The 25,615-nt window shown below is 70.8% G+C and carries 24 protein-coding genes and 1 pseudogene; 20 read left to right on the top strand and 5 right to left on the bottom strand.

Going from position 1 to position 25,615, the window contains the following annotated elements:
- Window positions 1-41 precede the first annotated feature (41 nt).
- From ACVGV2_RS14425 to ACVGV2_RS14410, 4 genes are all read left to right on the top strand, one after another.
- Window positions 42-857 carry an SAM-dependent methyltransferase gene (locus tag ACVGV2_RS14425; RefSeq protein ID WP_459162888.1) on the top strand — a complete coding sequence of 272 codons (816 nt, stop codon included), beginning with the start codon at window positions 42-44 and terminating at the stop codon, window positions 855-857.
- Window positions 854-2,971: a putative bifunctional diguanylate cyclase/phosphodiesterase gene (locus tag ACVGV2_RS14420; protein WP_459162887.1), complete on the top strand. Its 2,118-nt coding sequence runs from the start codon at window positions 854-856 to the stop codon at window positions 2,969-2,971. The genes ACVGV2_RS14425 and ACVGV2_RS14420 overlap by 4 nt, the downstream gene beginning before the upstream one ends.
- A gap of 238 nt (window positions 2,972-3,209) precedes the next feature.
- The gene (gene thrS / locus ACVGV2_RS14415; protein ID WP_459165997.1) at window positions 3,210-5,240 is read left to right on the top strand and encodes a threonine--tRNA ligase; all 2,031 of its coding nucleotides are present in this window, start codon (window positions 3,210-3,212) and stop codon (window positions 5,238-5,240) included.
- Complete coding sequence (locus ACVGV2_RS14410; protein ID WP_459162886.1) at window positions 5,237-5,812, top strand: HIT family protein; 576 nt, start codon at window positions 5,237-5,239, stop codon at window positions 5,810-5,812. The genes thrS and ACVGV2_RS14410 overlap by 4 nt, the downstream gene beginning before the upstream one ends.
- Window positions 5,813-5,927: 115 nt before the next feature.
- On the opposite strand, the gene ACVGV2_RS14405 is transcribed toward ACVGV2_RS14410, so the two are convergent.
- Window positions 5,928-6,452 (bottom strand): YceI family protein, encoded by a 525-nt coding sequence (locus ACVGV2_RS14405; RefSeq protein ID WP_459162885.1) that lies wholly within the window; start codon window positions 6,450-6,452, stop codon window positions 5,928-5,930.
- Between the two features lie 250 nt (window positions 6,453-6,702).
- Here ACVGV2_RS14405 and pgsA point away from each other — a divergent pair, with 250 nt between their 5' ends.
- On the top strand, window positions 6,703-7,305 hold the full coding sequence (pgsA, locus tag ACVGV2_RS14400; protein WP_459162884.1) for a phosphatidylinositol phosphate synthase: 603 nt from the start codon (window positions 6,703-6,705) through the stop codon (window positions 7,303-7,305).
- An 86-nt stretch (window positions 7,306-7,391) separates the two neighbouring features.
- On the opposite strand, the gene ACVGV2_RS14395 is transcribed toward pgsA, so the two are convergent.
- The gene (locus ACVGV2_RS14395; RefSeq protein ID WP_459162883.1) at window positions 7,392-9,509 is read right to left on the bottom strand and encodes an elongation factor G-like protein EF-G2; all 2,118 of its coding nucleotides are present in this window, start codon (window positions 9,507-9,509) and stop codon (window positions 7,392-7,394) included.
- 217 nt (window positions 9,510-9,726) lie between these two features.
- Here ACVGV2_RS14395 and pdxS point away from each other — a divergent pair, with 217 nt between their 5' ends.
- Window positions 9,727-10,635 carry a pyridoxal 5'-phosphate synthase lyase subunit PdxS gene (gene pdxS / locus ACVGV2_RS14390; RefSeq protein WP_459162882.1) on the top strand — a complete coding sequence of 303 codons (909 nt, stop codon included), beginning with the start codon at window positions 9,727-9,729 and terminating at the stop codon, window positions 10,633-10,635.
- Window positions 10,636-10,713: 78 nt separating this feature from the next.
- On the opposite strand, the gene ACVGV2_RS14385 is transcribed toward pdxS, so the two are convergent.
- Window positions 10,714-11,274, bottom strand: coding sequence for a helix-turn-helix domain-containing protein (locus tag ACVGV2_RS14385; protein WP_459162881.1), 561 nt, complete (start codon window positions 11,272-11,274; stop codon window positions 10,714-10,716).
- Window positions 11,275-11,362: 88 nt separating this feature from the next.
- Between ACVGV2_RS14385 and ACVGV2_RS14380 the strand changes: the two genes are divergently transcribed.
- From ACVGV2_RS14380 to ACVGV2_RS14365, 4 genes and pseudogenes are all read left to right on the top strand, one after another.
- Window positions 11,363-12,106 carry an AzlC family ABC transporter permease gene (locus ACVGV2_RS14380; RefSeq protein WP_459162880.1) on the top strand — a complete coding sequence of 248 codons (744 nt, stop codon included), beginning with the start codon at window positions 11,363-11,365 and terminating at the stop codon, window positions 12,104-12,106.
- Complete coding sequence (locus tag ACVGV2_RS14375) at window positions 12,103-12,411, top strand: AzlD domain-containing protein (protein WP_459162879.1); 309 nt, start codon at window positions 12,103-12,105, stop codon at window positions 12,409-12,411. Before ACVGV2_RS14380 ends, ACVGV2_RS14375 begins: the two co-directional genes overlap by 4 nt.
- 146 nt (window positions 12,412-12,557) lie before the next feature.
- Window positions 12,558-12,967, top strand: a pseudogene (gene pdxT / locus ACVGV2_RS14370) (pyridoxal 5'-phosphate synthase glutaminase subunit PdxT); the annotation flags it as partial.
- Window positions 12,968-13,030: 63 nt separating this feature from the next.
- Window positions 13,031-13,783 carry a YebC/PmpR family DNA-binding transcriptional regulator gene (locus ACVGV2_RS14365; RefSeq protein ID WP_459162878.1) on the top strand — a complete coding sequence of 251 codons (753 nt, stop codon included), beginning with the start codon at window positions 13,031-13,033 and terminating at the stop codon, window positions 13,781-13,783.
- Window positions 13,784-14,647: 864 nt separating this feature from the next.
- Here ACVGV2_RS14365 and ACVGV2_RS14360 read toward each other — a convergent pair.
- Window positions 14,648-14,953, bottom strand: a complete 306-nt coding sequence (locus ACVGV2_RS14360) for a FitA-like ribbon-helix-helix domain-containing protein (protein ID WP_459162877.1) — start codon at window positions 14,951-14,953, stop codon at window positions 14,648-14,650.
- Window positions 14,954-15,024: 71 nt separating this feature from the next.
- On the bottom strand, window positions 15,025-15,618 hold the full coding sequence (locus ACVGV2_RS14355; protein ID WP_459165996.1) for a lytic polysaccharide monooxygenase auxiliary activity family 9 protein: 594 nt from the start codon (window positions 15,616-15,618) through the stop codon (window positions 15,025-15,027).
- A 475-nt stretch (window positions 15,619-16,093) separates the two neighbouring features.
- On the opposite strand from ACVGV2_RS14355, the gene ACVGV2_RS14350 reads away from it, so the two are divergent.
- From ACVGV2_RS14350 to secF, 10 genes are all read left to right on the top strand, one after another.
- On the top strand, window positions 16,094-16,714 hold the full coding sequence (locus ACVGV2_RS14350) for a beta-galactosidase small subunit (RefSeq protein ID WP_459162876.1): 621 nt from the start codon (window positions 16,094-16,096) through the stop codon (window positions 16,712-16,714).
- A 166-nt stretch (window positions 16,715-16,880) separates the two neighbouring features.
- Window positions 16,881-18,182 (top strand): erythromycin esterase family protein, encoded by a 1,302-nt coding sequence (locus ACVGV2_RS14345; protein ID WP_459162875.1) that lies wholly within the window; start codon window positions 16,881-16,883, stop codon window positions 18,180-18,182.
- A complete protein-coding gene (locus tag ACVGV2_RS14340) occupies window positions 18,179-18,463 on the top strand; it encodes a DUF1697 domain-containing protein (RefSeq protein ID WP_459162874.1) in 285 nt (94 codons plus the stop codon). The genes ACVGV2_RS14345 and ACVGV2_RS14340 overlap by 4 nt, the downstream gene beginning before the upstream one ends.
- Before the next feature lie 92 nt (window positions 18,464-18,555).
- Window positions 18,556-19,062, top strand: coding sequence for a DUF4262 domain-containing protein (locus ACVGV2_RS14335; RefSeq protein WP_459162873.1), 507 nt, complete (start codon window positions 18,556-18,558; stop codon window positions 19,060-19,062).
- 347 nt (window positions 19,063-19,409) lie between these two features.
- The gene (gene ruvC, locus ACVGV2_RS14330; protein ID WP_459162872.1) at window positions 19,410-20,018 is read left to right on the top strand and encodes a crossover junction endodeoxyribonuclease RuvC; all 609 of its coding nucleotides are present in this window, start codon (window positions 19,410-19,412) and stop codon (window positions 20,016-20,018) included.
- On the top strand, window positions 20,015-20,608 hold the full coding sequence (ruvA, locus tag ACVGV2_RS14325; protein ID WP_459162871.1) for a Holliday junction branch migration protein RuvA: 594 nt from the start codon (window positions 20,015-20,017) through the stop codon (window positions 20,606-20,608). Before ruvC ends, ruvA begins: the two co-directional genes overlap by 4 nt.
- 83 nt (window positions 20,609-20,691) lie before the next feature.
- Window positions 20,692-21,789, top strand: a complete 1,098-nt coding sequence (ruvB, locus tag ACVGV2_RS14320) for a Holliday junction branch migration DNA helicase RuvB (RefSeq protein WP_459162870.1) — start codon at window positions 20,692-20,694, stop codon at window positions 21,787-21,789.
- A gap of 147 nt (window positions 21,790-21,936) precedes the next feature.
- Window positions 21,937-22,320, top strand: a complete 384-nt coding sequence (yajC, locus tag ACVGV2_RS14315; RefSeq protein WP_459162869.1) for a preprotein translocase subunit YajC — start codon at window positions 21,937-21,939, stop codon at window positions 22,318-22,320.
- Between the two features lie 361 nt (window positions 22,321-22,681).
- Window positions 22,682-24,232 carry a protein translocase subunit SecD gene (gene secD, locus ACVGV2_RS14310; protein WP_459162868.1) on the top strand — a complete coding sequence of 517 codons (1,551 nt, stop codon included), beginning with the start codon at window positions 22,682-22,684 and terminating at the stop codon, window positions 24,230-24,232.
- Between the two features lies 1 nt (window position 24,233).
- A complete protein-coding gene (gene secF / locus ACVGV2_RS14305; protein WP_459162867.1) occupies window positions 24,234-25,577 on the top strand; it encodes a protein translocase subunit SecF in 1,344 nt (447 codons plus the stop codon).
- Window positions 25,578-25,615: the final 38 nt, after the last annotated feature.

The following is a 25,615-nucleotide window of genomic DNA, read 5'->3' as shown; positions in this document are numbered from 1 at the left end:
CCGCCAGAACCAGGCCGCCATAACCAGGACGGAGAACGCTGATGACGCAGGACGCGAACCGACTGCCCGCGGACGTCGATCTGGACCGACCCAGTCCGGCGCGGTGCTACGACTACTACCTGGGCGGGGCGCACAACTTCGAGGTCGACCGGCAACTCGCGCAACAGGTCGTGGCCGCCGTTCCCCAGGTGCAGGACATCGCGCGGAACAACCGGGCGTTCCTGCGGCGAGCGGTGCGGTACTGCCTGGACCGGGGCGTCCGGCAGTTCCTCGACCTCGGGTCCGGCATCCCGACGGCGGGCAACGTGCACGAGATCGTGCACGCGGTCGACCCCGAGGCCCGCGTGGTCTACGTGGACAACGAACCCGTCGCCGCCGCGCACGGCCGGTCCCTGCTCGCGGAGGTGGACACCGCCACGGCGATCCAGGCGGACCTGCTCGACCCGGCGAGCGTGCTCGAGCACCCCGAGACGCAGCAGCTGCTGGACTTCTCGCAGCCGGTGGCGGTGATGCTGGTGGCCGTGCTGCACTTCGTGCCCGACCAGCAGCGGCCGGACGAGGTCATCCGCAGCTACCACGACCGGCTCGCCGCCGGCAGCTACCTGGCGCTGTCACACGGCACCGCCGACGGCAACCCCGCAGCGGTGGAGGCGGTTTCGAACCTCTACGCTGCCGGTGACACGCCGCTGGTCACCCGAAGCCGCGAGGAAGTCGCCGAACTCGTGCGAGACTTCGAGCTCGTCGAACCCGGAATCAGCTGGGTGACGGAGTGGCGCGCGGAAAGCCCCGAGGACCGCGCGGCGGATCCGGCGGAAACGCTCATCCACACGGCGGTGGGACGCAAGGTGGTGCGGTGACCGACGAAGGCGCGGACGCGAGTGCGAAGTCCCCGGAACGTGACGCGCTCGCGCGGGAGTGGGCCTCGCGGATCCTGGCGACCAGCTACGTGCCGCTGTCCCGCCAGGAGATCGCGGCGCTGCTGCGCGGACACGTGGACACGCTGCTCGACGTGGCCGGCCTGGCGCGGCCGGCGCGCGCGGCTGTCGAGGTGGGCCGGCACCTCGTGCAGCTGCACTTCACCCGCTCGGTGGCGTTGGAGCGCAGTCTCGAGCTGCTCGGTGACCGCCTGCCCGCGTGCCGCTCCGATGCCGACCCGCGGCAGCTGAACGCGGCGCTGGCCTCGTTCGCCGCCGGTTTCGCCGGGCAACTGCGCGAGACCACCCTGCAGCAGCAGGAGAACGTCAAACAGGCGGTGATGAACGCCCGCGACCGAGCGGAGGAGGCGCTGCGCGCCAGCGAAACCCGCTCGCGCACGGTGTTCGAAGCCTCCGCCGTGGGCATCGCGATCGCCGGTCTCGACGGGTTCGTCGAGGAGACGAACCCCGCGATGCACCGCATCTTCCAGGCCTTCCCCGAGGAGCTGCTCGGCACGCACGTGGTGCGGCTCGCCGACGGCGAGTGGGAGCAGGAACTGCGCGAGGGCCAGCAGGTCGTCACCGCGGGCGAGCAGGACTTCCACCAGATCGACCTGCGCTTCACCGGCAGCGACGGCGAGGAGGTCTGGACGCAGCTGTCGGCGACGTTGGTGCGCGACCAGCGGGGCGAGCCGGAGTACCAGGTGCTGCTGTACGAGGACATCACGCACCGGCACATGCTGCAGGAGCACTTCCGGCGGCAGGCCACGCGGGATCCGCTGACCGGGCTGGCCAACCGGACGCTGCTGACCAGCCGCATGGAGTCGGCGCTGCTGCCGGCCCCGCCGGGGCGCCGGGTCGGCATCTGCTACTTCGACCTGGACGGGTTCAAGGCCGTCAACGACAGCCTGGGTCACCCTGTCGGGGACGAACTGCTGCGCCAGGTCGCCCACCGGCTGCAGGCGCTGACCGAGCCGGAGGGGACGCTGGCCGCGCGCATGGGTGGTGACGAGTTCGTCGTGCTGGTGCCGGACGCGAAAGGTGCCGAACCGCTCGTGCGGCGGGTCGAGGAGATGCTCGCCGAGATCACCCGGCCGGTGCGGATCGGCCAGCACGAGCTCACCGCGGAGGCCAGCGTCGGGGTCGTGGAGCGGCCCGTCGCGGACACCGATGCCGAAGAGCTGCTGCGCGATGCCGACATCACGCTCTACCGGGCCAAGGTCGACGGCCGCGCCCAGTGGGTGCTGTTCGACGCGGAGCACAACGCCGCGGCCCGCGACCGGTTCCGGCTCTCGGCCGACCTGCCCAGCGCCCTCGACGGCGAACAGCTCTACGTCGAGTACCTGCCGGTGCGGGCGCTCGGCAGCGAGCGGGTGGTCGCCGTCGACACGCAGGTGTGGTGGGACCACGAGGAGTTCGGCGAGCTGCACGCCGAGCGGTTCTTCGGCTTGGCCGAGGAGACCGGCATGATCACCCGGCTGGGCAACTGGATGCTGGAGCGGGTGTGCGAGCACGTGGCCACCTGGACCGAGCAGCTCGCCGAGCAGTGCCCGGTCGCGCTGGTGCGCCTGTCCGAACGGCACTGCCGCGACGCCGAGGTCATCGGCGACGTGCAGCGTATCCTGACCAGTAGCGGGGTGCGGCCGGACCGCTTGGCGCTAGGCCTGCCCGAGTCGGCGCTGTTCGACGCCGACGGCGATCCCGTGGACGTGGTGGAAATCTTCGCCGACATGGGCGTGCGGGTGGTGGTGCACCGCTTCGGCGAGGACCCGACGCGGCTGCGCGGGATGCGGCAGCTGCCCGTGCACGCCGTGGAGATCGGTGGCAGCTACCTGGACAGCTTCGCCGAGGAGGCGGGGCCCGAGGTCTTCGACGAGCACCACCTGCGCACGCTCACCACCGCCGCGGGCCTGCTGGAGCTGCCGGTGTTCGCCACCGGGGTGCGCACCGCGGTGCAGGCCGAACGGCTGCGCGCCCGCGGGGTCGCGCTCGCGCAGGGTGAGCACACCGGCGGTTTGCACTCCGCGCTGGAGGTCAGCGCCGCGCTGCGGGGCTGATCGCCGCCGTCCACCCGTTCGAGGCAGCGGTGCGCAGCGCGGTGTCGAGCGGACCGCGGTGCGCGGCGCGCGGGCGGGTGGTCTCGGCGACGCGACCGAAACCGGTGCGGAAACGGCGTGCCTGGCCTCGATAGCATCGACAGTGTCCAACGCAACCGTCGTGCCGGCCGTGGAGCCGGCAGCAGCCGAGGAGTGACCCGTGTCCGTACTGCCTGCCCAAGCCCAGAACGCCGCCCGGGTGAAGGTTCCGGCGGGCACTACCGCGGGCGAGGCGGTCGCCGAGGCCGGGCTGCCGGCCAAGGGGCCGGAAGCGATCGTCGTCGTCCGGGACGAGGAGCAGAACCTGCGCGACCTCGCCTGGGCTCCCGAGGTCGACGCGGAGGTCGAACCCGTCCCGGCCAGCACCGAGGCCGGCCGGTCGGTCATCAGGCACTCGGCCGCGCACGTGCTCGCCCAAGCGGTGCAGGAGCGGTTCCCGGAGGCCAAGCTGGGCGTGGGGCCGCCGGTGACCGACGGCTTCTACTACGACTTCGACGTGGCCCGCCCGTTCACCCCGGAGGACCTGCAGGCGCTGGAGAAGCGCATGAAGCAGATCATCAAGTCCGGGCAGAAGTTCAGCCGGCGGCGCCTGGAATCCGTGGAAGCGGCCGAGGAGGAGCTCGCCGCCGAGCCGTACAAGCTCGAGCTGATCGGGGCCAAGGCGGCCAGCGGTCTCGACACCAGCGAAATCATGGAGGTCGGTCAGGGCGATTCCGCGGAGCTGACCGTCTACGACAACATCGACCGGCACGGCGAGACCGTCTGGGGCGACCTCTGCCGCGGTCCGCACGTGCCGCACACCCGGTTCCTGCCAGCGGTGAAGCTCATGCGCGTGGCGGCCGCCTACTGGATGGGCGATCAGAACAACCAGCAGCTGCAGCGGATCTACGGCACCGCCTGGGAGTCGAAGGAACGGCTGGACGAGTACCTGGAGTGGCTGGCAGAGGCGGAGCGGCGCGACCACCGCCGGCTCGGCCAGGAGCTGGACCTGTTCTCCTTTCCCGACGAGATCGGCTCCGGCCTGCCCGTGTTCCACCCGAAGGGCGGCACGGTGCGGCGCATCATGGAGGAATACTCGCGGCGCAGGCACGAGCAGGCCGGCTACGAGTTCGTGAACTCGCCGCACATCACCAAGAGCGCGCTGTTCGAGACCTCCGGGCACCTCAGCTGGTACGCCGACGGCATGTTCCCGGCCATGCACTTGGACGAGGAGCGCACGTCCGACGGCGAGGTGCGCAAGCCCGGCCAGGACTACTACCTGAAGCCGATGAACTGCCCGTTCCACAACCTGATCTACCGCTCCCGCGGCCGGTCCTACCGGGAGCTGCCGCTGCGGCTGTTCGAGTTCGGCTCGGTGTACCGCTACGAGCGCTCCGGCGTGATGCACGGCCTCACCCGGGTGCGCGGGATGACCCAGGACGACGCGCACATCTACTGCATGCCGGAGCAGTTGCAGGGCGAGCTGAAGTCGCTGCTGTCGTTCGTGCTCGGCCTGCTGCGCGACTACGGCCTGGAGGACTTCTACCTCGAACTGTCCACGCGCAACGAGGAGAAGTACTCCGGCAGCGACGAGCAGTGGGAGCGGGCCACCGAGGCGCTGCGGCACGCCGCCGAGGACTCCGGGCTGGAACTCGTGCCCGACCCGGGCGGTGCCGCGTTCTACGGGCCGAAGGTCTCCGTGCAGGCCAAGGACGCGCTGGGCCGCAGCTGGCAGATGTCGACCATCCAGGTCGACTACGACCTGCCGCAGAAGTTCGACCTGGAGTACACCGCGCCGGACGGCAGCAAGCAGCGTCCGATCAAGATCCACCGGGCGCTGTTCGGGTCGATCGAGCGGTTCTTCGGCGTGCTCACCGAGCACTACGCCGGGGCGTTCCCCGCGTGGCTGGCGCCTGTGCAGGTCGTCGGCATCCCGGTGGCCGACGAGCACATCGAGCACCTGCAGCGGGTGGCCGAGGGGTTGCGCGCCAAGGGACTGCGCGTCGAGGTCGACGCCGGTGACGACCGGATGCAGAAGAAGATCCGGACGCACACCACGCAGAAGGTGCCGTTCATGCTCATCGCCGGCAACGACGACGTCGAGGGCGACTCGGTGTCGTTCCGGTTCCGCGACGGCAGCCAGCTCAACGGCGTCGGGGTGGAAAGCGCGGTGGCGGGCATCGTCGACTGGGTTCAGCGCCAGGTCAACGACTCGCCGAGCGCGGAGAACTTCCAAGCGGAGGTGGAGTGAGCGAGCCGCACGGCAAGCCAGAGGGCGTCGAACTCACCGAGCAGGACGGTGTCGGTGTGTCGGACGCTCTGCAGCGACTGTGGACGCCGCACCGGATGGCCTACATCCAGGGCGAGAACAGGCCGGAAGGTGAGACCAGCGACGGCTGCCCGTTCTGCCGGCTGCTGGAGTCGTTCGAACCGGACCGGGACACGTTGATCGTGGCCCGCGGTGAGCTCGTGTTCGCGGTGCTCAACCTGTACCCGTACAACCCCGGGCACCTCATGGTGCTGCCCTACCGCCACGTCGCCGACTACACCGAGCTCACCGCGGCGGAGACGGTGGCGGTGGCGGAGTTCACCCAGCGCGCGATGCGGGTCATCCGCGGCGTGTCCGGGCCGCACGGGTTCAACATCGGGCTGAACCAGGGGCCGGTGGCGGGCGCGGGCATCGCGGCGCACCTGCACCAGCACGTCGTACCGCGCTGGGGCGGTGATTCGAACTTCATGCCGGTCATCGGGCACACGAAGGTGCTGCCGCAGCTGCTGGGAGAGACCCAGGAGCTGCTCGCCCGGGCCTGGCAGCAGGCGTAGGGCGCGGTGGCTCCCCCGTCAGCTGCGAAAGCCGGCGCCGGGAACGATTCCCGACGCCGACTTCCGTCGCGCGTTGGCGTGTCGCCGCGGTCGTGCGGTCGCTCGCGGCGCGGTCTCAGTTGCGCTGCTGGGCCTCGATCTCGAGGGTGATGGTGGCCTTCTCGCTGATCATGGCACCGCCTTCGGGGCCGACGCCGAAGTCGCGGCGGTTGATCGTGGTGCTCGCCGACAGGCCGAGCATGCCCTCGTTGAAACCGCCGGGCTCGACCGTGAGGGTGACCGGCTTGGTCACGCCGTGCAGGGTGAGCTCGCCGTCGACGTAGAAGTCCTCGCCGTCCTGGCGCACCCCGGTCGAGGTGAACGTCATGGTCGGGTAGTTGGCGGTGTCGAGGAAGTCGGCGTTGCGGACGTGGTTGTCGCGGTCGGCGTTGCCGGTGTTGATCGAGTCGGTGTCGATCGTGGCGGTCACCGTGGACTCGAGCGGGTTGTCCGCAGTGGTGATCTCCCCGCGGAAGCTGTCGAACCGGCCGCGGGACTTGCCGACCCCCATGTGCCGGACGGTGAACTCGACGACCGAGTGCACCGCGTCGATGTCCCAGGTGCCGGTGGTGTAGCCGGGGATCGTGGACGTGGCCGTCATGCAGCAGTCTCCTCGTGCATTGAAGTGGACATGTCATCTACTTCCAACTCCTGGGATGCCGGGCGCATTCCTCGCGCATCGAGGTGTGTCTGAGATCATGTTCCACGCGCTTCGCGGGGGCGCAACGGTGGCGGAGGACTCGCCGCGCCCCGGTGCTGATCGCCGGAGGACGGCACGGGAGCTAGTCTGCGGGAGGCACAGGCATTCGAGGGCAGCGGACGATCCCAGGGCACGGTGCGGACTTCGGGCGATGTTGAACCTATTCGCGAGGGCTTCCCTGGCGCGGCTGACCGATCCCGTCGGCATGGTGCTGGTGCGGGCGGGGATCACCCCGAACGCGGTGACGCTCACCGGTGCTGTCGCCGCCTCGGTGGCGGCGCTGGGACTCCTGCCGCGCGGCCACCTCGTGGCGGGCACGCTCGTCGTCGCCGTCTTCCTGCTGTTCGACCTCCTCGACGGGGCCATGGCCCGCGCCGGAGGCGTCGCCTCGGCCTTCGGTGCGGTGCTGGACGCCACCTGCGACCGCATCGTCGACGGGGTGCTGTTCGGCTCGCTGGTGTGGTGGGCCCTCGTCCACGACGGCAGTCCCGGCCGAGGTGCGGGCCTGCTGGTCTGCCTCGTGCTCGCCCAGGTCATCTCCTACGTCAAAGCCCGCGCCGAAGCCGCCGGGTTCGCCGCCGACGGCGGGCCGGCCGAACGCGCCGAGCGGTTCCTGGTGATCCTCGTCGGTACCGGCCTGCACGGCTTCGGCGTGCCGGTCGTGCTCGACGTCGCCATCTGGGGGCTCGTCGTGCTTTCCGCCTGGACCGTCCTCCAGCGGTTGCACACCGTGGCCACGTCCGCGGGCGGGTGATCCCGGGGTGCTGTTCGGCGCTGGCTCCGGCGGGCTGCGTCCCGGCACCGAGCCGCCGTGCGCGCCACCGGGGACCCGCCTGCGGTTCAATCCTGCCGGGTCAGGCTCTCCGGCATCGGCTCGTAACCGTCGAACCGCCGGGTGAACCGCGCAGCACCGGAGCTGAGCGACCGCACGTTCACCGCGTAGCGCACGAGCTCGCTGGCGGGCACGTGCGCCCGCACGACCGTCCAGCCGGGCTCCTCCGGTTCGGTACCCACCACCCGGCCGCGGCGGCTGGAGAGGTCCCCGAGGATCGCACCGAGGTGCTCGTCCGGCAGGTGGACCTCGACCTCGTCGACGGGTTCCAGGGTGACCAGCCCGGCCTTCTCGGCGGCGGCCTTGACCGCCAGCGCCCCGGCCGCCTGGAACGCCGCGTCGGAGGAGTCGACGCTGTGGGACTTGCCGTCCACGAGAGTGACCCGCACGTCCACGATCGGGCACCACCGCTCGGCCAGCCCCTTGGCGAGCTGGGCGCGCACCCCCTTCTCAACGCCGGGGATGTACTGGCGCGGCACGACGCCACCGACGATGCGTTCGTCGAACTCCACGCCGGACCCGCGCTCCAGCGGTTCGATCTGCACGTCGCACACCGCGTACTGGCCGTGCCCGCCGGACTGCTTGACGTGCCGGCCGTGGCCGCTGGCCGCGGCGGCGAAGGTCTGCCGCAGCGGCACGCGGACCGGTTCGGTCTCCACCGTCGCCCCGCCGTCGCGGAGCCGCTGCAGCACCACGTCGGCGTGCGCCTCGCCCATGCACCACAGCACGAGCTGGTGCGTTTCGGTGTCCCGCTCCAACCGGAGCGTCGGGTCGGCGGCGACGAGGCGGTTGAGGTTGCGCGCCAGCGCGTCCTCGTCGCCGCGGCCGCGACCGGTCACCGCGATCGGCAGCAGCGGCTCCGGCATGGCCCACGGCCGCACCAGCAGCGGATCCGACGGTGCGGAGAGGGTGTCGCCGGTTTCGGCGGAGCTGAGCTTCGTCAGCGCGCACACGTCCCCTGCCACGCAGCGGCCGACGGGGCGCAGCCGCGAGCCCAGCGGGGAGTACACGTGCGAGACGCGCTCCTCGGCGGTGTGCTCCTCGTGGCCCTGCGCGTCCACGCCCTGACCGGCGATGGTGATCTCGGTGTCCGGCTGCAGCGAGCCGGAGAACACGCGCAGCAGCGAGACCCGTCCGACGTAGGCGTCCGCGGAGGTGTGCACCACTTCGGCGGCCAGCGGACCGGACGGGTCCGTGGTCAACGTGCGGGCGGCGTCGGTGCGCAGCTCGACCGCGTCCGGGATCGGCCGCTCCGGCGGGGAGGGGAAGCCGCGGGCGATGCCGTCGAGGATCTCCGCCAGCCCGAGGCCGGTGGCCGAACAGGCGGGCAGCACGGGGAACAGGCCTCCGCGGGTGACCGCGCGTTCCAGATCGGTGATGAGCGTGTCCTCGTCGACCTCCTCCCCGGCGAGGTAGTGCTCCATGAGCGATTCGTCCTCGCTTTCGGAGATGATCGCCTCGATGAGCTGCCCGCGGTAGAGCTCGGCGCGTTCCGGCGCGGTGTCCGGCAGGCTCTCGACCTGGCCGGAGACGGTTTCGGTGATGAGTCCGCGGATGCCGGTGTGCTGGCCCCCGAGGTCCCGCTGCGGCAGGTACAGCGGTAACACCCCGTCCCCGAACACCCCCTGGCACGCTTCCAGGGCCGCGTCGAAGTCGGCCTGCGCCTGGTCCAGTCGCGAGATGATCACGGCGCGCGGCATGCCGACCTCGGCGCACTCGTGCCACATCGCGCGGCTGGCGGCGTTGACCCCTTCGGCTCCGGCGAGCACGAACAGGGCCGCGTCGGCCGCGCGCAGTCCGGCGCGCATCTCGCCGATGAAGTCGGCGTAGCCGGGGGTGTCGATGAAGTTGATCTTCAGCTCGCCGTACTGCACCGGCGCCACGGCCATGCCCACCGAGCGCTGCTGCTGGCTCGCGGCGGGCTCGTAGTCGCAGACCGTGCTGCCCTCGACGACCGAACCGGGGCGCGCGATCGTCGCGTTCGCCGCCAGCAGCGCCTCGGCCAGCGTCGTCTTGCCGGCACCGGAAGGGCCGACGAGGGCGACGTTGCGGATGCTCGCCGGTTCGGCGGGCGCTGGCGCGCCCGCTGCATCACCTGTTCTGCCGTTGGAGTGTTTGCTGCTCATCGCTGCTCCGCTCGCGGTGTGCCGATGTGCCTCCTCGTGTCACCGATCACACCCGGTGTTCATGGCTTGCGCAACAGCGGAGCGGTGTGAATCTGCCGCGCAGGCCGAGTGCTCGCAGTGGACTGCTGAAACAGGGCGGAATTGGCCCGTGAACCAGTCCGGCGCACCGCCTAGCGTGACGGGTGTCCAGGCAGTCACGAGCGGAAGGGGAGCACCGGTGACTACTCCCGCGAACGGGCACGCGCGCACCACCGGCACCGAGGGCGTCAAGCGCGGCATGGCCGACGTGCTCAAGGGCGGTGTGATCATGGACGTGGTCACGCCTGAGCAGGCGCGCATCGCCGAGCAGGCCGGTGCCGCCGCGGTGATGGCGTTGGAACGCGTGCCCGCCGACATCCGCGCCGACGGCGGTGTGGCACGGATGTCGGACCCGGACATGATCCGGGGCATCGTGGAGGCCGTGTCCATCCCGGTCATGGCCAAGGCCCGCATCGGCCACTTCGTCGAAGCGCAGGTGCTGCAGTCCCTCGGGGTCGACTACGTCGACGAGTCCGAGGTGCTCACCCCGGCCGACGAGGACAACCACATCGACAAGTGGGCGTTCACCGTGCCGTTCGTCTGCGGCGCCACCGACCTCGGCGAGGCGCTGCGGCGGATCTCCGAGGGCGCGGCGATGATCCGTTCCAAGGGCGAGGCCGGCACCGGCGACGTCGTCGAGGCCACCCGGCACATGCGGCAGATCCGCGCGGACGTCCGGCGGCTTTCGGTGCTGTCCGACGACGAGCTCTACGTCGCCGCCAAGGAGCTGCGCGCTCCGGTGGAGCTGGTGCGCGAGGTCGCGGCGAGCGGCCGGCTGCCGGTGGTGCTGTTCACCGCGGGCGGCCTCGCCACTCCGGCGGACGCGGCGATGATGCGCCAACTCGGCGCGGAAGGCGTCTTCGTCGGCTCCGGCATCTTCAAGTCGGGGGAGCCGGCGCGGCGCGCCGAGTCGATCGTCAAGGCCGCGACCTTCCACGACGACCCGGACGTGCTGGCCAAGGTCTCCAGCGGGCTCGGGGAGGCGATGGTCGGCCGCAACGCGGACGGCCTGGACGAGCAGCAACGCCTCGCCCAGCGGGGATGGTGAGCCCGCGGCGGTGAGCCCGGTGCGCGGGCCGGTGGGTTGCGGGCCCGGCCGGTGGCACCGAGCGCGGCGGCGTCGGACTCAGGTGTGCTCCATGATCAGCACTGCCGCGGTCTCCGGCGCCAGCGCCTCGTAGAGGTGCGGTACGTCGCCGGAGAAGGTCACGTAGTCGCCCGGATCGACGTCGACGGGCTGCTCCTGCGGGCCGACCCGGGCGCGACCTGCGGTGAGCAGCAGGTGCTCGACCGTTCCGGGGTTGTGCGCGGCGGCCAGTCGCGGTTCGCCGGGGGACAGTTCGAGCAGGTAGAGATCCCGCCGCGCCCCCGGCGGGCAGGAGGACAGCAGGGCCGCGGTGTAGGGCGCCTGTTCGGAGCGCACCACCGGAGCCTCGCCGGCGCGCAGCACGTGCAGGTGCGGTCGCGGCGGGTCGACGAGGCGGCTGAACGGGGTCTGCAGTGCCACGGCCAGCGCCCACAGGGTTTCCACGCTCGGGTTGCCGGTGCCGCTTTCCAGCTGCGACAGCGTCGACTTGGCGATGCCGGCCTGGCGGGCCAGCCCGGTCAGCGACATGCCGGCGCGGTCCCGCTCCCGGCGCAGCGCGGCGGCGATCGTGGCGAGCGGGGGGCTGTCGGCCTCGGACATCGGGACTCCGGTTCGAGAGACTGCGTTCGCTGGAACGTACATTCGGTCGTCTTTGACGAACACATCGCGTGCGTTCATTATAGTGGACGTGCGTACGTTACAGCGAACAGCAGCTGTGTGGCGGGACTCCACGGTCCGCAACGCCCTGTCCGTGGCGCTCGCCCTGGGCATCGTCGCCGCCTCGCTCGGCGCGATCGCCGTGACCAGCGGCGTGCCGCTCTGGCTCGTCACCGTCATGGGCGTGCTGGTCTTCGCCGGCGGCTCGGAGTTCCTCGTCGTCGGCATGATGACCGGCGGTGCCTCCGCGGTCACCGCCGTGGCCGGCGGGCTCATGCTCAACGCGCGGCACCTGCCGTTCGGCTTCGCCGTCGGCGGGCTGCTGCGCGAGTACGGCTGGGGCAAACGCCTGCTCGCCACCCACCTCATGGTCGACGAGAGCGTGGCCGCAGCGCTGGCCCAGCAGGACCCGCGCGAGCGCACCCGCGCCTACTGGATCACCGGGATACTGCTGTACAGCGCCTGGGGACCCGGGGTGCTGCTCGGCGGGCTGCTGGGTCGGGCCATCGGCGATCCCGACGTGCTGGGGCTCGACGCGGCCCTGCCCGCGGCGCTGTTCGCGCTCATCGCCCCGGCCCTGCGCGAACACCGCGTGCTCCGCGCCGCCGCTCTCGGCGCCGTGCTGGCCGTGGTGACCACGCCCGTCCTGCCGGAAGGGCTGCCCGTGCTGGTGGCGCTGCTCGGCGTGGCCGCCGCGCTGCCGCTGCCCGCGCAGGGCGGGGACCCGCCCGCCGGCGGTGGTTGCGCCGAGGCCTCCGGGGAGGTGCGCTCATGACGTTGCCCGTGGTGTTGGCGCTGGCCTGCGGGACCTACCTGCTGCGGCTGGCCGGACCGCTGCTGCGCGAGCGGATGCGCCTGTCCCAGCGCTGGGAGCGCGGCATGTCGATCGGCGCGATCACGCTGCTCGGCGCCTTCGTGGTCACCAGCGCCGCGTTCGACGCCGGCGAGTTCGCCGGCGTCGAACGCGTGGCCGGAGTCGTCGTGGGCGGGGTGCTGGCCTGGCGCCGCGCACCGTTCGCCCTGGTCGTGCTCGCCGCCGCGGCCACCACCGCGCTGCTGCGGTTGGCCCTGCCGCGCTGACCGGCTGCCGCCCTGACCGCTTGCTGCCTTGACCGGCTGCTGCCTTGACCGGCTGCTGCCCCGATCGTCTGCCGCGCTGACCGCCTGTTTTCCGGTGCCGAGAACGGCGGGGAGAATGCGGTTCCATGACGACGCGACCGAGGATCGGCGTGCTCGCCCACGGATCCTGCGCGGGCAGGATCCTGCTCGCCGAACGCGTGCTCGACGACGACCAGCGGGAAGACGTGCGGCCCCTGCAGGCGTTGGACATCGTGGTACGCCGCAACGCGTTCGGCCGCCAGGTGGACTCGTTCGAGATCGACCTCGACGTCGCGGGAATCCCCGGTCCGCCCGTGCGCGGCGTGTTCATCCGGGCCCCGCAGGTGGTCAAGGCGGGAACCGGAGTCGACGTCCTGGCGACCGTGCCATCCCCGGACAGCGTCGACGGTGCTGACGGCGACGATAGGATCGTGCCGTTGCGCAGGGGCCCGTGCTCGCGACCGCTTTCCACCCGGAGCTGGTCAGCGGTGACGAACGCGTGCACCGGTATTTCGTGCAGACCGTACGCGCATCCTAGAAGCGCCGGGGAGGCGTTGCCCCGACCGGCGCGGAGGCGACGTCCGAGGAAGACGGAGGAGAGATGAGCGGCCACTCCAAGTGGGCCACCACCAAGCACAAGAAGGCCGCAGTCGATGCCAAACGCGGCAAGCTCTTCGCGAAGCTCGTCAAGAACATCGAAGTCGCCGCGCGGACCGGCGGTGGTGACCCGGAAGCCAACCCCACCCTGTACGACGCGCTCCAGAAGGCGCGGAAGAACTCCGTGCCGCTGGACAACATCGAGCGCGCGCGCAAGCGCGGATCCGGCGAAGAGAGCGGCGGTGTCGACTACGAGAGCGTGATGTTCGAGGGCTACGCGCCCAACGGTGTGGCGATCCTCATCGAGTGCCTCACCGACAACCGCAACCGCGCCGTCGGCGACGTGCGCACGGTCATGAGCCGCGGCGGCGGTTCGATGGCCGATGCGGGCTCGGTCGCCTACCTGTTCAGCCGGCGCGGTGTCATCATCCTGCCGAAGAACGGGCTGACCGAGGACGACGTGCTCGACGCGGTGCTGGAAGCCGGCGCCGAGGAGGTCAACGACCTCGGCGAGAACTTCGAGATCCTCACCTCGCCGAGCGACCTCGTGGACGTGCGAAAGGCGCTGCAGGAGGCCGGGATCGAGTACGACTCGGCGGACATCAGCTTCCTCGCCAGCGTCAACGTCCCGCTCGAGGCCGAGGCCGCGCGCAAGGTGTTCAAGCTCATCGACGCGCTCGAGGACTGCGACGACGTGCAGAACGTCTACGCCAACTTCGACGTGTCGGACGAGACGATGCTGCAACTCCAGAGCTAGTTGCCGCGCCGGTTCCGAGGTGGATCAGCTCAGCAGCGACGCGGAAGCAGCGGCGCGGAGTCGCCGACCGCGGTTGCCGCCTGAGTGCTCGGTCCCGGGTGCTCGGCCCTGAGTGCTCGGCCCTGAGTGCTCGGCCCCGGGTGCTCGGCGGAGTCGGACATCCTCCGCGCCCGCCGGTTGGACCGAGTGGCGCGGAGGGTGGTTCCGCACAACGCCTTGTTCGGCCTGCGGCCGGACGGCGGAGCGGGAGACCGGGGCCGCTCGGGCTCGGCGGGAAGCAGGCCCCAGACGTGGTTGCCTGCCCCTCGAGAACATCCCGTTGCAGACAGCAGAACGGATCCGGGCAACGCTTCCAACACCACCGGGGCGCACGACCAGCTCCGTTTCCCCGCACTTGCGCGTCAAGACCGTCTCTTCGACGTGCGCTGGGAACAATTCGACGCCATCTTCCAGGTACCGAAGGTGATCGCCCAGCACGTGCGGAGTGATGTGCAGTCGGAGCGTGGCGGGGATTTCTGGATCGTCCCACTGCCCGCTCAGCTCGATCCACCTGCCGCCCTCGGCGGCTCTGATGTTTCCGCCCGACTCGCCTCTGAGACGAGCGAGTGGTTCCTCGTGGAGTTCTTGGTCGTTGTTGCGGTCGAGGTTCACCGGCGTCTCCGCTCACCAACGGGTCGCGCGGTGAGCACGTTTACATGCGTTCCCGAGATCACCTCGGGGCCGTATGAGGGCGTGCAGGGTCGGCCGATTATCGGGCGGTCCACCGCTCGCCGGTCTTCTCCTCCACCCAGGAGGCCGAGACGAACCCGTCGTCGAAGAGCTGGACGGCGATGTGTTCGGCGGTGTGCTGCTCGGAAATGGCGGTCACGAACACGTGCGACTCGGAGTCTCCGTCATTGGTTCGGTACACGACGTCGTACACGGAGCCCCCTCCCAGCATCGGATGCGAAGCGCAGCGCGCGAGCGTCGGAGGCCGGTCAGGGCCGGCGTGGGCTCGGTGGGCGGGGTCTGCAGCACCGCGCGGTCGTGTTCGACGCGGGCGCGCAGTAGCTCGCGCAGGTAGGCGTTCGACGACTGCCCGGCGGCCGCAGCTGCGGCCTTGAGCGCGGCGACATCGTCCGGGTCGAGGTCGCGGACCGCGAGCCGGTGCGTGGCAGCGTCGGTACTCATGGCCTCATGGTAGGACACCGTGCTGCATCAACATGGCTGCGCTTCTTGGCCACGATCACCAAAGTTCGGCTTTAGCCGAAGTTGACATCGGAGCACGAGTAGAAGGCGTTGCTGGTGTTTGCGATCTCCCAGGCAGCGAAGATCATGTGCTTGCCCTTCTTGCCTTCGGGCAGGGTGATTTCGTGCGCAACAGTGGAGCCGGGCTTCTTGCCTCCGAAGTCGACAGTTTGGAACGCTGCCGGTTCCAGCTGGTCCCGCGTCAGCGGCTTGGTCGGGTCCCAGTCGTCCTTGGTGACGTAGTACCGGAACGACTCGGTCGCGTGTGCGGCGGTGACCTTCCACTTGAACGGGACCGTTTGTCCGGCCTGCACTTCGTTGGCCGGCCAGGCGCCTCCGCGGGGATCGTCCAGGGCTGCGAAGCGCTCGTTGCCGCCGCTGCACAGGTTTCCGTCAGCGGGCCCGCCCCGGGGGAAGTTGCCGGGCCCCTCCACGCTCTGCGGTTCCCACTGGATCGGCCCGCAGTCGCCGACCTTGCCGTCGGCGCACAACATTTGCCGGCTCGGGGGGTTCTGGGTGAAGCCGTGGGCCTGCGCCGCGCCGGCTGTGAACACCGGGGTCGTCACCATGACCAGCCCGAACAGGGCGGCTCCGATCTTCCGGTTCACTTGCTTGGTGAGCACGTGTGCTCCTTTCGGGGTTCTGCAGCACAACATGAACATCAATCATGTCTTGTCGGGGAAGCACAGCTTATAACCTCAGTTCGAAAATGCAACTCCCCGAAGGAGAATCCACTGAACCAACACTGGCACGCACGCAGAGTCCAAGTTGTTGACAGTTCATTTGGAAATAAGGACAACCATGGCTGCCGCCGACCCCCTGTTGGTTGTACGCATACGACAAACACCGAATTTCCCGTGGCCACGCAGAGCTAACGCGCGCACGTTCGTGCGGGTGCCACGCCGTCGAAGCCAGCGGTGACGTGCTGGATGGCCGCGCGGTCTAACTCGACCGAACCGGTCGGATCTCCCGGAACACGAAGGAACGCTGCCGAAAACCGCTGCCGGGCAGCGAATTCATTCGCACGTGACGAGCATGGTCCGTTCCTCAAGTGGTGCTCGTGGCAGCTCTGGTGGAGTCCCAGTGGTCCTGGGCCTTCGCCGCGGCACCGATGAGCCCGGCTCGTCGGCCGAGTTCGGTGCGCACGAAGGGCGGCACGACATGGTTTTCACGATCGCCCCCGACGGATCCGTCGAGGTGCTCGCCACGCTCGCGCCAGGATCCGGACTCGCCGACCTCCCACTGGTCGGCACGCGGATGACTGTGGCCGACGGCTTCGAGAACCTCACGTGGTACGGGCGCGGCCCGCACGAGAACTACTGGGACCGCAGGGACAGCGCGTTCGTCGGGCGCCATGAGAGCACCGTCGACGATCGGTTCGTCCCGTACGCGCGGTGCCAGGAGACGGGCAACGTCACGGACGTGCGGTGGGCGCGGATCACCGGCGACGACGGTTCCGGGCTCGAGGTCGAGGCCGACGGACTCGTGGAGTTGAACGCCCTGCACTTCACGACGGAGGACCTGGAGGCCAGCCGGCATCCGCACGAGCTGACCCGCTCCGCGACGACGCTGCAGCTCAACCACCGCCAGATGGGCGTTGGTGACAACAGCTTCGTCAGCTCCGGCCGCCCGCGTCCGGAGTACCGCCTGCCCGCGGGCCGGCCCTACTCGCACGGCTACACCCTGCGTCCTCACCAGGGCTGATCGGGATTCTCGGCACCGAGGGACCGGAAAGCCCCGCCGGGTGGGACTCGGTTGCTCTCATCCCGGCGTTTCCCGAGATTTCGCGCGCCGCGTGGCATGACACCGGTTGTCGGGCCGACAGCGTAGGCTTGCTCGCCTCGCAACCGCACCGATTCGGGGAGTGGCCATGTCGTTGCCGGAAGCCGTCCAGCAGATGCCGCTGGACGAGGCAGTGGCGGAGTTGCCCGAGCTGATCGGCGACGCCCGCGTCGTCGCGATCGGCGAGAACAACCACCAAATCGGGGAGTTCACCGCCCTGCGCCACCGGATCGTGCGGCGACTGGTGACCGAGATGGACTTCGGCGTGCTCGCGTGCGAATCGGGTTTCGTCGAGGGGAACCTGGTGGATGCGTGGATCCGCGGCTGCTCGGCCGAGCTCGACGCGGTGGCCCGCGACGGACTCACCTTCCGCGGCGGAGACTCCGAGGAGATGCGCGCTGTGCTGCGCTGGCTGCGCGCGCACAACGCCGCGGGCGGCCGGGTGCGGTTCGCCGGACTCGACCTGCCCGCCTCCGGCGGTTCGGCGCAGCCCGCGCTGCGGCGAGTGCGCGCCCACCTCGTCGAGCACGCCCCGGACGCTGTTCCGCTGGCGGACGCGGCGATCGAGGTGAGCGCACCGTACGCAGCCGCGAACAACGGGCTCGCGCTCGGCTTGTACGCCGAACTCGACGACGTGCAGCGCAACACCGCCACCGCTGCGCTGACTCGCCTGGTGCTGCGACTCGACGCGCTCGTCCCCGGTGCCGACCGGTGCGCGCACCGGGTGGCGCGCCACCACGCGCTCGCGGCGCTGCGCCTCGACGAGCAACTCCGGGAGTTCGCGGCGCTGTTCTCCCGCGATTCGAGCAGTCCCGCGCAGCGGGCGGTGTCCTCGCGGGACGTGTACATGGCCGAAACGGCGCGACTGCTGCGCGAGCTGCACGGACACGACGAGCGCATCGTGCTGCTGCTGCACAACGGGCACGCGCAACGCGCACCGCTGCAACTCGTGCCGGGTGTGCAGGTGGACCCGACCGGAAGCTACCTGGCCGACGAGCTGGACGACGACTACGTCGTGTTGGGTCTCACCGCACGCGCGGGCAGCACGACCGAAGCGCGGGTCGACGAAACCGCGCGGCACGGCATCGAGGTGAGCGAGCGGACGCTCGACCTGCCCGAGGAGGGGAGCTTGGAAGGTGCGGTCGCGTCGGAGGAGCCAGTACTGCTGGACCTGCGGCCGGCGCGCGGCGAGGCGGGGCCGACGAGCCTGCGGCACGCGCACACCACCGTGCCGGTGGACGTGCTCGCCGCGTTCGACCTGTTCGCGTGCCTGCCGGAGATGTCGCCGAGCACGCTGGCGGCCGCTGAGGACTGCGGGGAGCGCGCCGCCGAACGCGACCGCGGAGGCCCCGGTTGCGCTGATCCGGGAGGGGAACGGGAGCAGGCATGAGCGAGCAGCGCTGCGTCGCCTTCCTGCGCGCGGTCAACGTGGGCGGGCGGACGGTCGCGATGGCCCGCCTGCGGGAGGCCCTCGCCGGGCTGGATCTCGACGCCGTGCGGACGTATCTGAACAGCGGCAACGCCTTCTTCACCGCACCGGGGGCGGATCGCGGCGAGCTGACCGCGCGGGTCGAAGGGGCGCTGAGCGAGGCATTCGGGTTCGCCGTCCCCGCAGTCCTGCGCACGCTGCCGGAACTGCGCGATGACCTGGCCGCGGCCGAGGAGGGGTGAACGGTGCTCCAGGCGGGCGAGTCCGAACGGGTCCGCGGTGCAAGCGTCCGCGCACGCCCCGCACGCCGACGGGGGTGGCGCCGTCCGCCAGAATGGCGCTCGTGGCCGAGAGTGATGCTCAACTGCGCGAATGGATGGTGCGGACCGCCGAGGAGCACGGCGCCGCGGTGCTGCACGTGGCGGGTGACGACTCCGGTGCGCCGTTCGCCTTCTCCGCGGGGGTGTGGCGCCGGTTCGGAAAGCCCGAGGTGGTGGTCATCGGACTGCCCCGCGAGGTGGCGCACTCGGTGATCAACACCTATGCGCGTCGCGTCGCCGCCGGTGAGCGGTTCGTGCCCGGGCAGCTGTACGAGGGCTTCCTCAAGGGTTTGCCCGTGGTCGCGGAGAACGTGGCGCACGGCCACTACCCGCAGTTCCTCGGCAGCGCGATGCTGCTCTACGAGGGCGACGACTTCCCGGCGATCCAGCTCGTCGTGGCCTCCCCGGGCGGCAAGTTCCCCTGGCAGGACGACGCCCCGGGCGGGTTCGCCGCGTACCAGCCGGTGCTCACCGGCAGCGGTGCCCCGGAAAGCTGGACACCCGGCGTCACGGGTCCGTGAGGAGGTGGCTGGCTACCGGTCCGTGGGGCGAGGGCCGGTGCGCGCGGCGCGTCCTGGGGGTGCGCGGCATCGCCGGCGGAGTGCATCGTTGGTGCGCAGGGTGAGTGAGCCGCGGGGCGTCGGCCCCGCGCGGCGGTGCGCAGCAGAGCTGCGCGGGGTGCCGGCGGTGGCGCGGGCCTGGTCAGGCCTCGGCGTGTCGTCGGCGGTGCACCCCGCCCGTCCGGTAGGATTCGAACGAACGTTCCCGGTGGAATGGGCCGATGCCCACGTCTCGGGGGAACAGCAAGCCGGTGGTGCAGGGCTCCAGTGACAGCAGGGCGCCAGTGACAGCAGGGAGCAGGTGCGGTGTGCGGGTGTTGGGGATCGATCCCGGGCTGACCCGGTGCGGGCTCGGCGTCGTGGACAGCGGACGCGGCGGCCAGGTGCAGTGCGTCGCGGTCGACGTCGCGCGCAGCTCCGCCGAGTCCGAGCTCGCCGACCGCCTGTTGACCATCAGCCGGACGGTCGAGCACTGGCTCGACGCCTACACCCCCGAGGTCGTCGCGGTGGAGCGCGTGTTCAGCCAGCACAACGTGCGCACCGTCATGGGCACCGCGCAGGTCTCCGGCGTGGTCGCGCTCGCGGCGGCGCAGCGCCAGATGCCCGTGGCGTTCCACACGCCCAGCGAGGTCAAAGCCGCCATCAGCGGCTCGGGCCGCGCGGGCAAGGACCAGGTCACCACGATGGTCGCGCGGGTGCTCGGGCTGGGCAGCAAGCCGAAACCGGCCGATGCCGCGGACGCGCTCGCGCTGGCTGTCTGCCACGCCTGGCGGTCACCGATGGTCGGGCGGCTCGCCGACGCCGAGGCCGAGGCCGCGCGCATGGCGCGCAACCACCGGGCGCGGTTGCAGCAGGCGGCGCAGCGCGGCAGGGGTTCGGGGACCACCGCGCGGCAGACGAAGGGATTCCGAGCATGATCGCCTCCGTGCGCGGGCCGGTGCTGTCCGTGGGACTGGACCACGCCGTGATCGAGGTCCAGGGCATCGGCTACGCCGTGTACGCGACGCCGGCGACGTTGGCCGGGCTGCGGCGCGGGGAGGAGACCCGGCTGTGGACCGCGCTGATCGTCCGCGAGGACTCGCTGACGCTGTACGGCTTCGCCGACGCCGAGGCGCGCGACCTGTTCACGCTGCTGCAAACCGCCTCCGGGGTGGGGCCGCGGTTGGCGCTGGCCGCGTTGGCCGTGCTCGCGCCGGAGCAGCTCAGCAACGCCATCGCCGACGGCAACATCAGCATCCTCACCCAGGTGCCCGGTGTGGGGAAGAAGAGCGCGGAACGCCTCGTGCTGGAACTGCGGGACAAGGTCGGCGCTGTCGCGGGCAGCACCGCGGTCGCCGACGGGGCGCAGCAGCAGCTGCGCACCGAGGTCGCCGAAGCCCTCGTCGGGCTGGGTTTCTCGGCGAAGCAGGCCGAGCAGAGCGTGCAGGCGGTGCTCGACGAGAGCGATGGGGAGGCGGACACGGCCACGGTGCTGCGCCGCACGTTGGCCACGCTCGGACCGAGCTGACCCGCGCTGGTCCGGGCCGGGGGTGCGGTCGCGGCTCGCCAGCGCAGTTCGACGACATCGACATGTTTCCCGGACGGAGAGCGATGCACGAGGACGAGCCGGTTGGGCAGGACGCGTTCGAAGCTGGCGGTGCGGAGGACGCCGGCAGTTCCGTCGCGCTCACGCCGCACCAGCAGCCGGCCGAGCACGAGCTCGAAGCGAGCCTGCGGCCGCGGCACCTGTCCGAGTTCGTCGGGCAGTCGCGGGTGCGCGAGCAGTTGGAGCTCGTGCTGCACGGGGCCGTGCGGCGCGGCGACCAGCCGGACCACGTGCTGTTCTCCGGCCCGCCCGGACTGGGCAAGACGAGCCTGGCCATGATCATCGCCGCGGAGCTGGGTGCCTCGATCCGCGTGTCCTCCGGCCCGGCGCTGGAAAAACCCGGCGACCTGGCCGCGATGCTGTCGAACCTCACCGCCGGCGACGTGCTGTTCATCGACGAGATCCACCGGATCGCCCGCCCGGCCGAGGAGATGCTCTACCTGGCCATGGAGGACTACCGGGTGGACGTGGTCGTCGGGAAGGGGCCGGGGGCGACGAGCATCCCGCTGGAGCTCGCGCCGTTCACGCTGGTCGGTGCGACGACGCGGTCCGGGGCGCTGACCGGTCCGCTGCGCGACCGGTTCGGCTTCACCGCGCACATGGAGTACTACGCGTCCGCCGAGCTCGACGAGGTGCTCCGCCGCTCGGCGGGGATCCTCGGCGTGGAGCTGCGCGAGGACGGGGCCGCCGAGATCGCGCGCCGCTCCCGCGGCACCCCGCGGATCGCGAACCGGCTGCTGCGCCGGGTGCGCGACTACGCCGAGATCCGCGCGGACGGCGTGGTCACGCTCGAGGTGGCGCGCGCGGCGCTGGAGGTCTACGACGTGGACGAGATCGGGCTGGACCGCCTCGACCGGGCCGTGCTCGGTGCGCTGGTGCGTTCCTTCCACGGCGGCCCCGTCGGGATCTCCACCCTGGCCGTGGCCGTGGGCGAGGAGTCGAGCACGGTGGAGGAGGTGTGTGAGCCGTACCTCGTCCGCGTAGGCTTGCTGGCGCGCACGCCACGGGGGCGTGTGGCAACGGTGGCCGCCTGGCGGCACCTCGGTCTCACCGCTCCGGAGCACGCTCCGGGGGAGGCGACGCCGAGCCTGTTCGACGAGTGACATCGCGGCCGGTCGCACCAGCGGTGGGGCGGGGCTTCGAAAACTCCGGGTGTTTCCGGCACACTGAGAGGTTGGACATCCGCACAATTCGGGTCGGTGCTCGTCGTGGTCGGGGCGGCCCGGAACGTGTTCACTGAACGGAGCATCATGGAATTTCTTCCCATCGTCCTGATCCTCGCGATCGGTCTCATGCTGTTCTTCCAGGTCCGCAAGCAGAAGAAGATGATGGCGGACCAGCAGAAGCTGCAGAACTCGCTCACCGTCGGTGACCGGGTCATGACGACCTCCGGGGTTTACGGCACGATCACCGCCACCGCCGAGGACACGGTCGACCTCGAGCTCGCGCCCGGCGTGACCACCACGTGGCTGCGGCAGGCGATTCGCCAGAAGGCGAACGACGAGCAGACCGACGCCGCGGACTCCTCGACCCAGGACTCCGCGGCGCAGGGCTCCGCGGAAGCCGAGCCGGCCACGACGGCTTCCGACTCGAACGCGCAGTTCGCCGAGCCGATCGAGAACCAGAAGAACTGATCGCAGGCACGGGCCCGGGAGCGGTGCTGCGGCTCCCGGGGACCGCGCGTGCCGGCGGAGGTCGTGCCACGTGGAAGGCGCCGGTCCGCCGGCGCATGCGCATGTCGCCGCACGCCGGTGCCACCCACGCCGGTGCCACCTGCACCCCGGTGCCACCCCACGCCGGTGTCCGCGAAGCCTGCTGCGTCCGCCCTGTCGCCTCCGTCGCTTCCGGTGCGTCGCCCCTGGGCACACACCGTGTGCACCCAGGGGAGGGGATGCATCGCGGTCCTGTCAGACTGGTCCCGTGCGGTCTCCCGGTGTCGGTGTGCGCGGGTGGCCGCTCACTCTGCCATCCGCGTGAACAGGAGACCGAGAAAGCGTGGCACCTCCGGCCGGTCACATCCGCCCAGGGCGTTATCTCGCGGTTTTCGCACTGATCATCGCGGTCCTGTACTCGTTGGTGTTCTTCACCGGGGACCGCGATCCGTCCCCCAAGCTCGGCATCGATCTGCAGGGCGGCACCCGCGTGACGTTGACCGCGCAGACCCCCACGGGAGAACCGCCGAGCAACGAGTCGCTGGACCAGGCCCGGCAGATCATCGAGACGCGGGTCAACGGCATGGGCGTCAGCGGCTCCGAGGTGAGCCGGGACGGGAACAACCTCGTCATCACGGTCCCCGGTGCGGGTGGTGAGCAGGCGCGCCAGCTCGGGCAGACCGCGAAGCTCCAGATCCGCCAGGTCGCCCAGCAGGTGCCGAACAACGCGCCGCCGCAGCAACAGCAACCTCAACAACAGCAGCAACAGCAGAACGTCGGCGACCAGCCCGAGCGGATCGCCGCGGCGAAGGAGACGCGGCAGAGCAGCGATCCGAACGTGCTGCGGCAGGCGGCGCAGAACTTGGACTGCAACGCGCCCGACCCGCTGCGCGGGCACGCCGACCCGACGAAGCCGCTGGTCACCTGCAAGCGCGACGGCAGCAACAAGTACATCCTGGAACCCGTGCTGCTCGAGGGGCAGCAGATCGAGGACGCCCAGGCGAGCGCCCCGGGTCAGCAGGACCCGCAGTGGACCGTGAACCTGCGGTTCAAGCCGGAGGGCGCGCAGAAGTGGGGCCAGTTCACCTCGGCCAACCAGGGGCAGCAGGCCGCGTTCGTGCTCGACAGCGAGGTGGTCTCCGCGCCGCGGATCCAGAGCCCCTCCAGCTCGAGCACGCAGATCACGGGCCAGTTCAACCAGGAGTCGGCGACCCAGCTGGCCGAGACGCTCAAGTACGGCTCGTTGCCGCTGGCGTTCCAGCAGTCCGAGGCGCAGACCGTTTCCCCCACGATCGGTGTGGCCGCGCTGAAGGCGGGGCTCATCGCCGGGGCCATCGGGTTGGCCTTCGTCGCCGTGTACTGCCTGGTCTACTACCGCCTGCTCGGTGTGCTCACCGTGCTGTCGCTGGTGCTGTCCGGCGCCGTGGTCTACGGCGCGCTCGTGCTGCTGGGGCGCTGGATCGGGTTCACGTTGGACCTGGCCGGCGTGGCCGGGTTCATCATCGCCATCGGCATCACCGCGGACTCGTTCATCGTGTACTTCGAACGGATCAAGGACGAGATACGCGAGGGCCGCACGTTCCGCTCCGCCGTTCCCAGAGCCTGGGAACGAGCACGCCGCACGATCCTCGCCTCGGACGCGATCAGCGTGCTCGCCTCGGTCGTGCTCTACATCCTGGCCGTCGGCGAGGTGAAGGGTTTCGCCTTCACCCTGGGCATGTCGACCGTGCTGGACCTGATCGTGGTGTTCCTGGTCACGCACCCGCTGGTCGCGTGGGCGTCGCGCAAGAAGGCCCTGTCCAAACCCGGCGTGACCGGTCTGGGCGCGGTGCAGCGGATCGCCGCCGCCAGTCGCGGACAACGCAGGCGGACCGCGAACACCAAGGAGGCGTGAGGTGACGACCCCCGGCACCGAGACGACAGGGAGCGAGCAGGGCAGCGAGCAGGCGTCCGCGCGTCGCGGCTCCGTGTTCCACCAGCTGCACACCGGAACCGGCGCGTTCAACATCGTCGGACAGCGCCGCCGGTGGTTCCTCGCGCTCGGACTGGTGGTGGTGATCTGCCTGGCCGGCATCGGTCTGCGCGGGTTCAACCTCGGCATCGACTTCGTCGGCGGTACGCAGATCACGGTGCCCGCCACCGGCGACAACGGGCGGATCACGACCCAGCAGGTGGAGGACGGCTACCGCGACGCGCTGGGATACGTGCCGGAGAACGTCCAGATCGTCGGCGCGGGCGGCAACCAGACGATCGAGCTCCAGTCGCGGACGCTGGACACCCAGGAGACCGACGAGGTCAAGGACTCGCTGTTCAACCAGCTGCGTCCGCACAACACGCAGGGCAACGCGGATCCGCAGGTGATCAGCGACAGCGCGGTCAGCGGCACGTGGGGCGGCGAGATCACCCGGCAGGCGGTCATCGCCCTGGTGGTCTTCCTCGCCCTGGTCACGGCGTTCCTGGTGTTCTACTTCGAGCGGTGGATGGCCGTGAGCGCCGTGCTCGCGCTGCTGTACGACCTGTCGGTGACCGCCGGTGTGTACTCGTGGACCGGTTTCGAGGTCACCCCGGCCACGGTGATCGGTCTGCTGACGATCCTCGGCTACTCGCTGTACGACACGGTCGTCGTCTTCGACAAGGTGAAGGAGAACACCCGAGGTCTGCTCGGCGCCAACCGCCGCACCTACGGCGAGGCGGCGAACCTCGCGATCAACCAGACGTTGATGCGGTCGATCAACACTTCGGTCGTCGGGCTGCTGCCGGTGCTCGGCCTGCTCATCATCGGTGCGTGGCTGTTCGGCGTGGGCGTGCTGCGCGACCTCGGCCTGGTGCAGGGCGTGGGGATGTTCGTCGGCACGTTCTCCTCGGTGCTGCTGGCGGTGCCGCTGCTGGTGACCTTCAAGATGCGCGAGCGGCGTTACCGCGAGCACGCCGAGAAGGTGGTGCAGCGGCGCGCCGGGTCCGGCGGGACCGAGCGGCGTGCCGGATCCACCGGGGACGAGCAGCCGGCCGGTGCCACCGGGCAGCGGGAGGCCGGCGAGGAGGCGCCCGCGCAGCACGAACCCGAGACCTGGAGCGTCCCGGTGAACGCCACCGGCGGCGGTGCCGGCACGTCCGCGCGCAGCGGCACGGCGAGGAAACCGCGTCCGGGACGCAAACCCGCCGGCGGGACCGGCAGGTCCGGTCAGGCGGCGAAGCCCACGGGCAAGGCGGGCCGACCGTCCGGCAAGCGCCGCCGGTGAGCGCGGGGCGGCCGGTGAGCACGGGACGGATGTGACTG

It is taken from the genome of Bounagaea algeriensis (assembly GCF_054491375.1).
Note: the sequence above shows the minus strand (reverse complement) of the source record. Positions and strands in the feature narration are given on the sequence as shown.

What these genes read in the sequence shown, in the direction of transcription:
- ACVGV2_RS14345 (WP_459162875.1), top strand. Translation starts at nt 16,881, where the DNA reads ATGTCGTTGCCGGAAGCCGTCCAGCAGATGCCGCTGGACGAGGCAGTG.
- ACVGV2_RS14365 (WP_459162878.1), top strand. Translation starts at nt 13,031, where the DNA reads ATGAGCGGCCACTCCAAGTGGGCCACCACCAAGCACAAGAAGGCCGCA.
- ACVGV2_RS14340 (WP_459162874.1), top strand. Translation starts at nt 18,179, where the DNA reads ATGAGCGAGCAGCGCTGCGTCGCCTTCCTGCGCGCGGTCAACGTGGGC.
- ACVGV2_RS14385 (WP_459162881.1), bottom strand. Translation starts at nt 11,274, where the DNA reads ATGTCCGAGGCCGACAGCCCCCCGCTCGCCACGATCGCCGCCGCGCTG.
- ACVGV2_RS14405 (WP_459162885.1), bottom strand. Translation starts at nt 6,452, where the DNA reads ATGACGGCCACGTCCACGATCCCCGGCTACACCACCGGCACCTGGGAC.
- ACVGV2_RS14395 (WP_459162883.1), bottom strand. Translation starts at nt 9,509, where the DNA reads ATGAGCAGCAAACACTCCAACGGCAGAACAGGTGATGCAGCGGGCGCG.
- pgsA (WP_459162884.1), top strand. Translation starts at nt 6,703, where the DNA reads ATGTTGAACCTATTCGCGAGGGCTTCCCTGGCGCGGCTGACCGATCCC.
- yajC (WP_459162869.1), top strand. Translation starts at nt 21,937, where the DNA reads ATGGAATTTCTTCCCATCGTCCTGATCCTCGCGATCGGTCTCATGCTG.
- ruvB (WP_459162870.1), top strand. Translation starts at nt 20,692, where the DNA reads ATGCACGAGGACGAGCCGGTTGGGCAGGACGCGTTCGAAGCTGGCGGT.
- ACVGV2_RS14375 (WP_459162879.1), top strand. Translation starts at nt 12,103, where the DNA reads ATGACGTTGCCCGTGGTGTTGGCGCTGGCCTGCGGGACCTACCTGCTG.
- ruvA (WP_459162871.1), top strand. Translation starts at nt 20,015, where the DNA reads ATGATCGCCTCCGTGCGCGGGCCGGTGCTGTCCGTGGGACTGGACCAC.
- ACVGV2_RS14425 (WP_459162888.1), top strand. Translation starts at nt 42, where the DNA reads ATGACGCAGGACGCGAACCGACTGCCCGCGGACGTCGATCTGGACCGA.
- ACVGV2_RS14360 (WP_459162877.1), bottom strand. Translation starts at nt 14,953, where the DNA reads ATGAGTACCGACGCTGCCACGCACCGGCTCGCGGTCCGCGACCTCGAC.
- ACVGV2_RS14335 (WP_459162873.1), top strand. Translation starts at nt 18,556, where the DNA reads ATGGCGCTCGTGGCCGAGAGTGATGCTCAACTGCGCGAATGGATGGTG.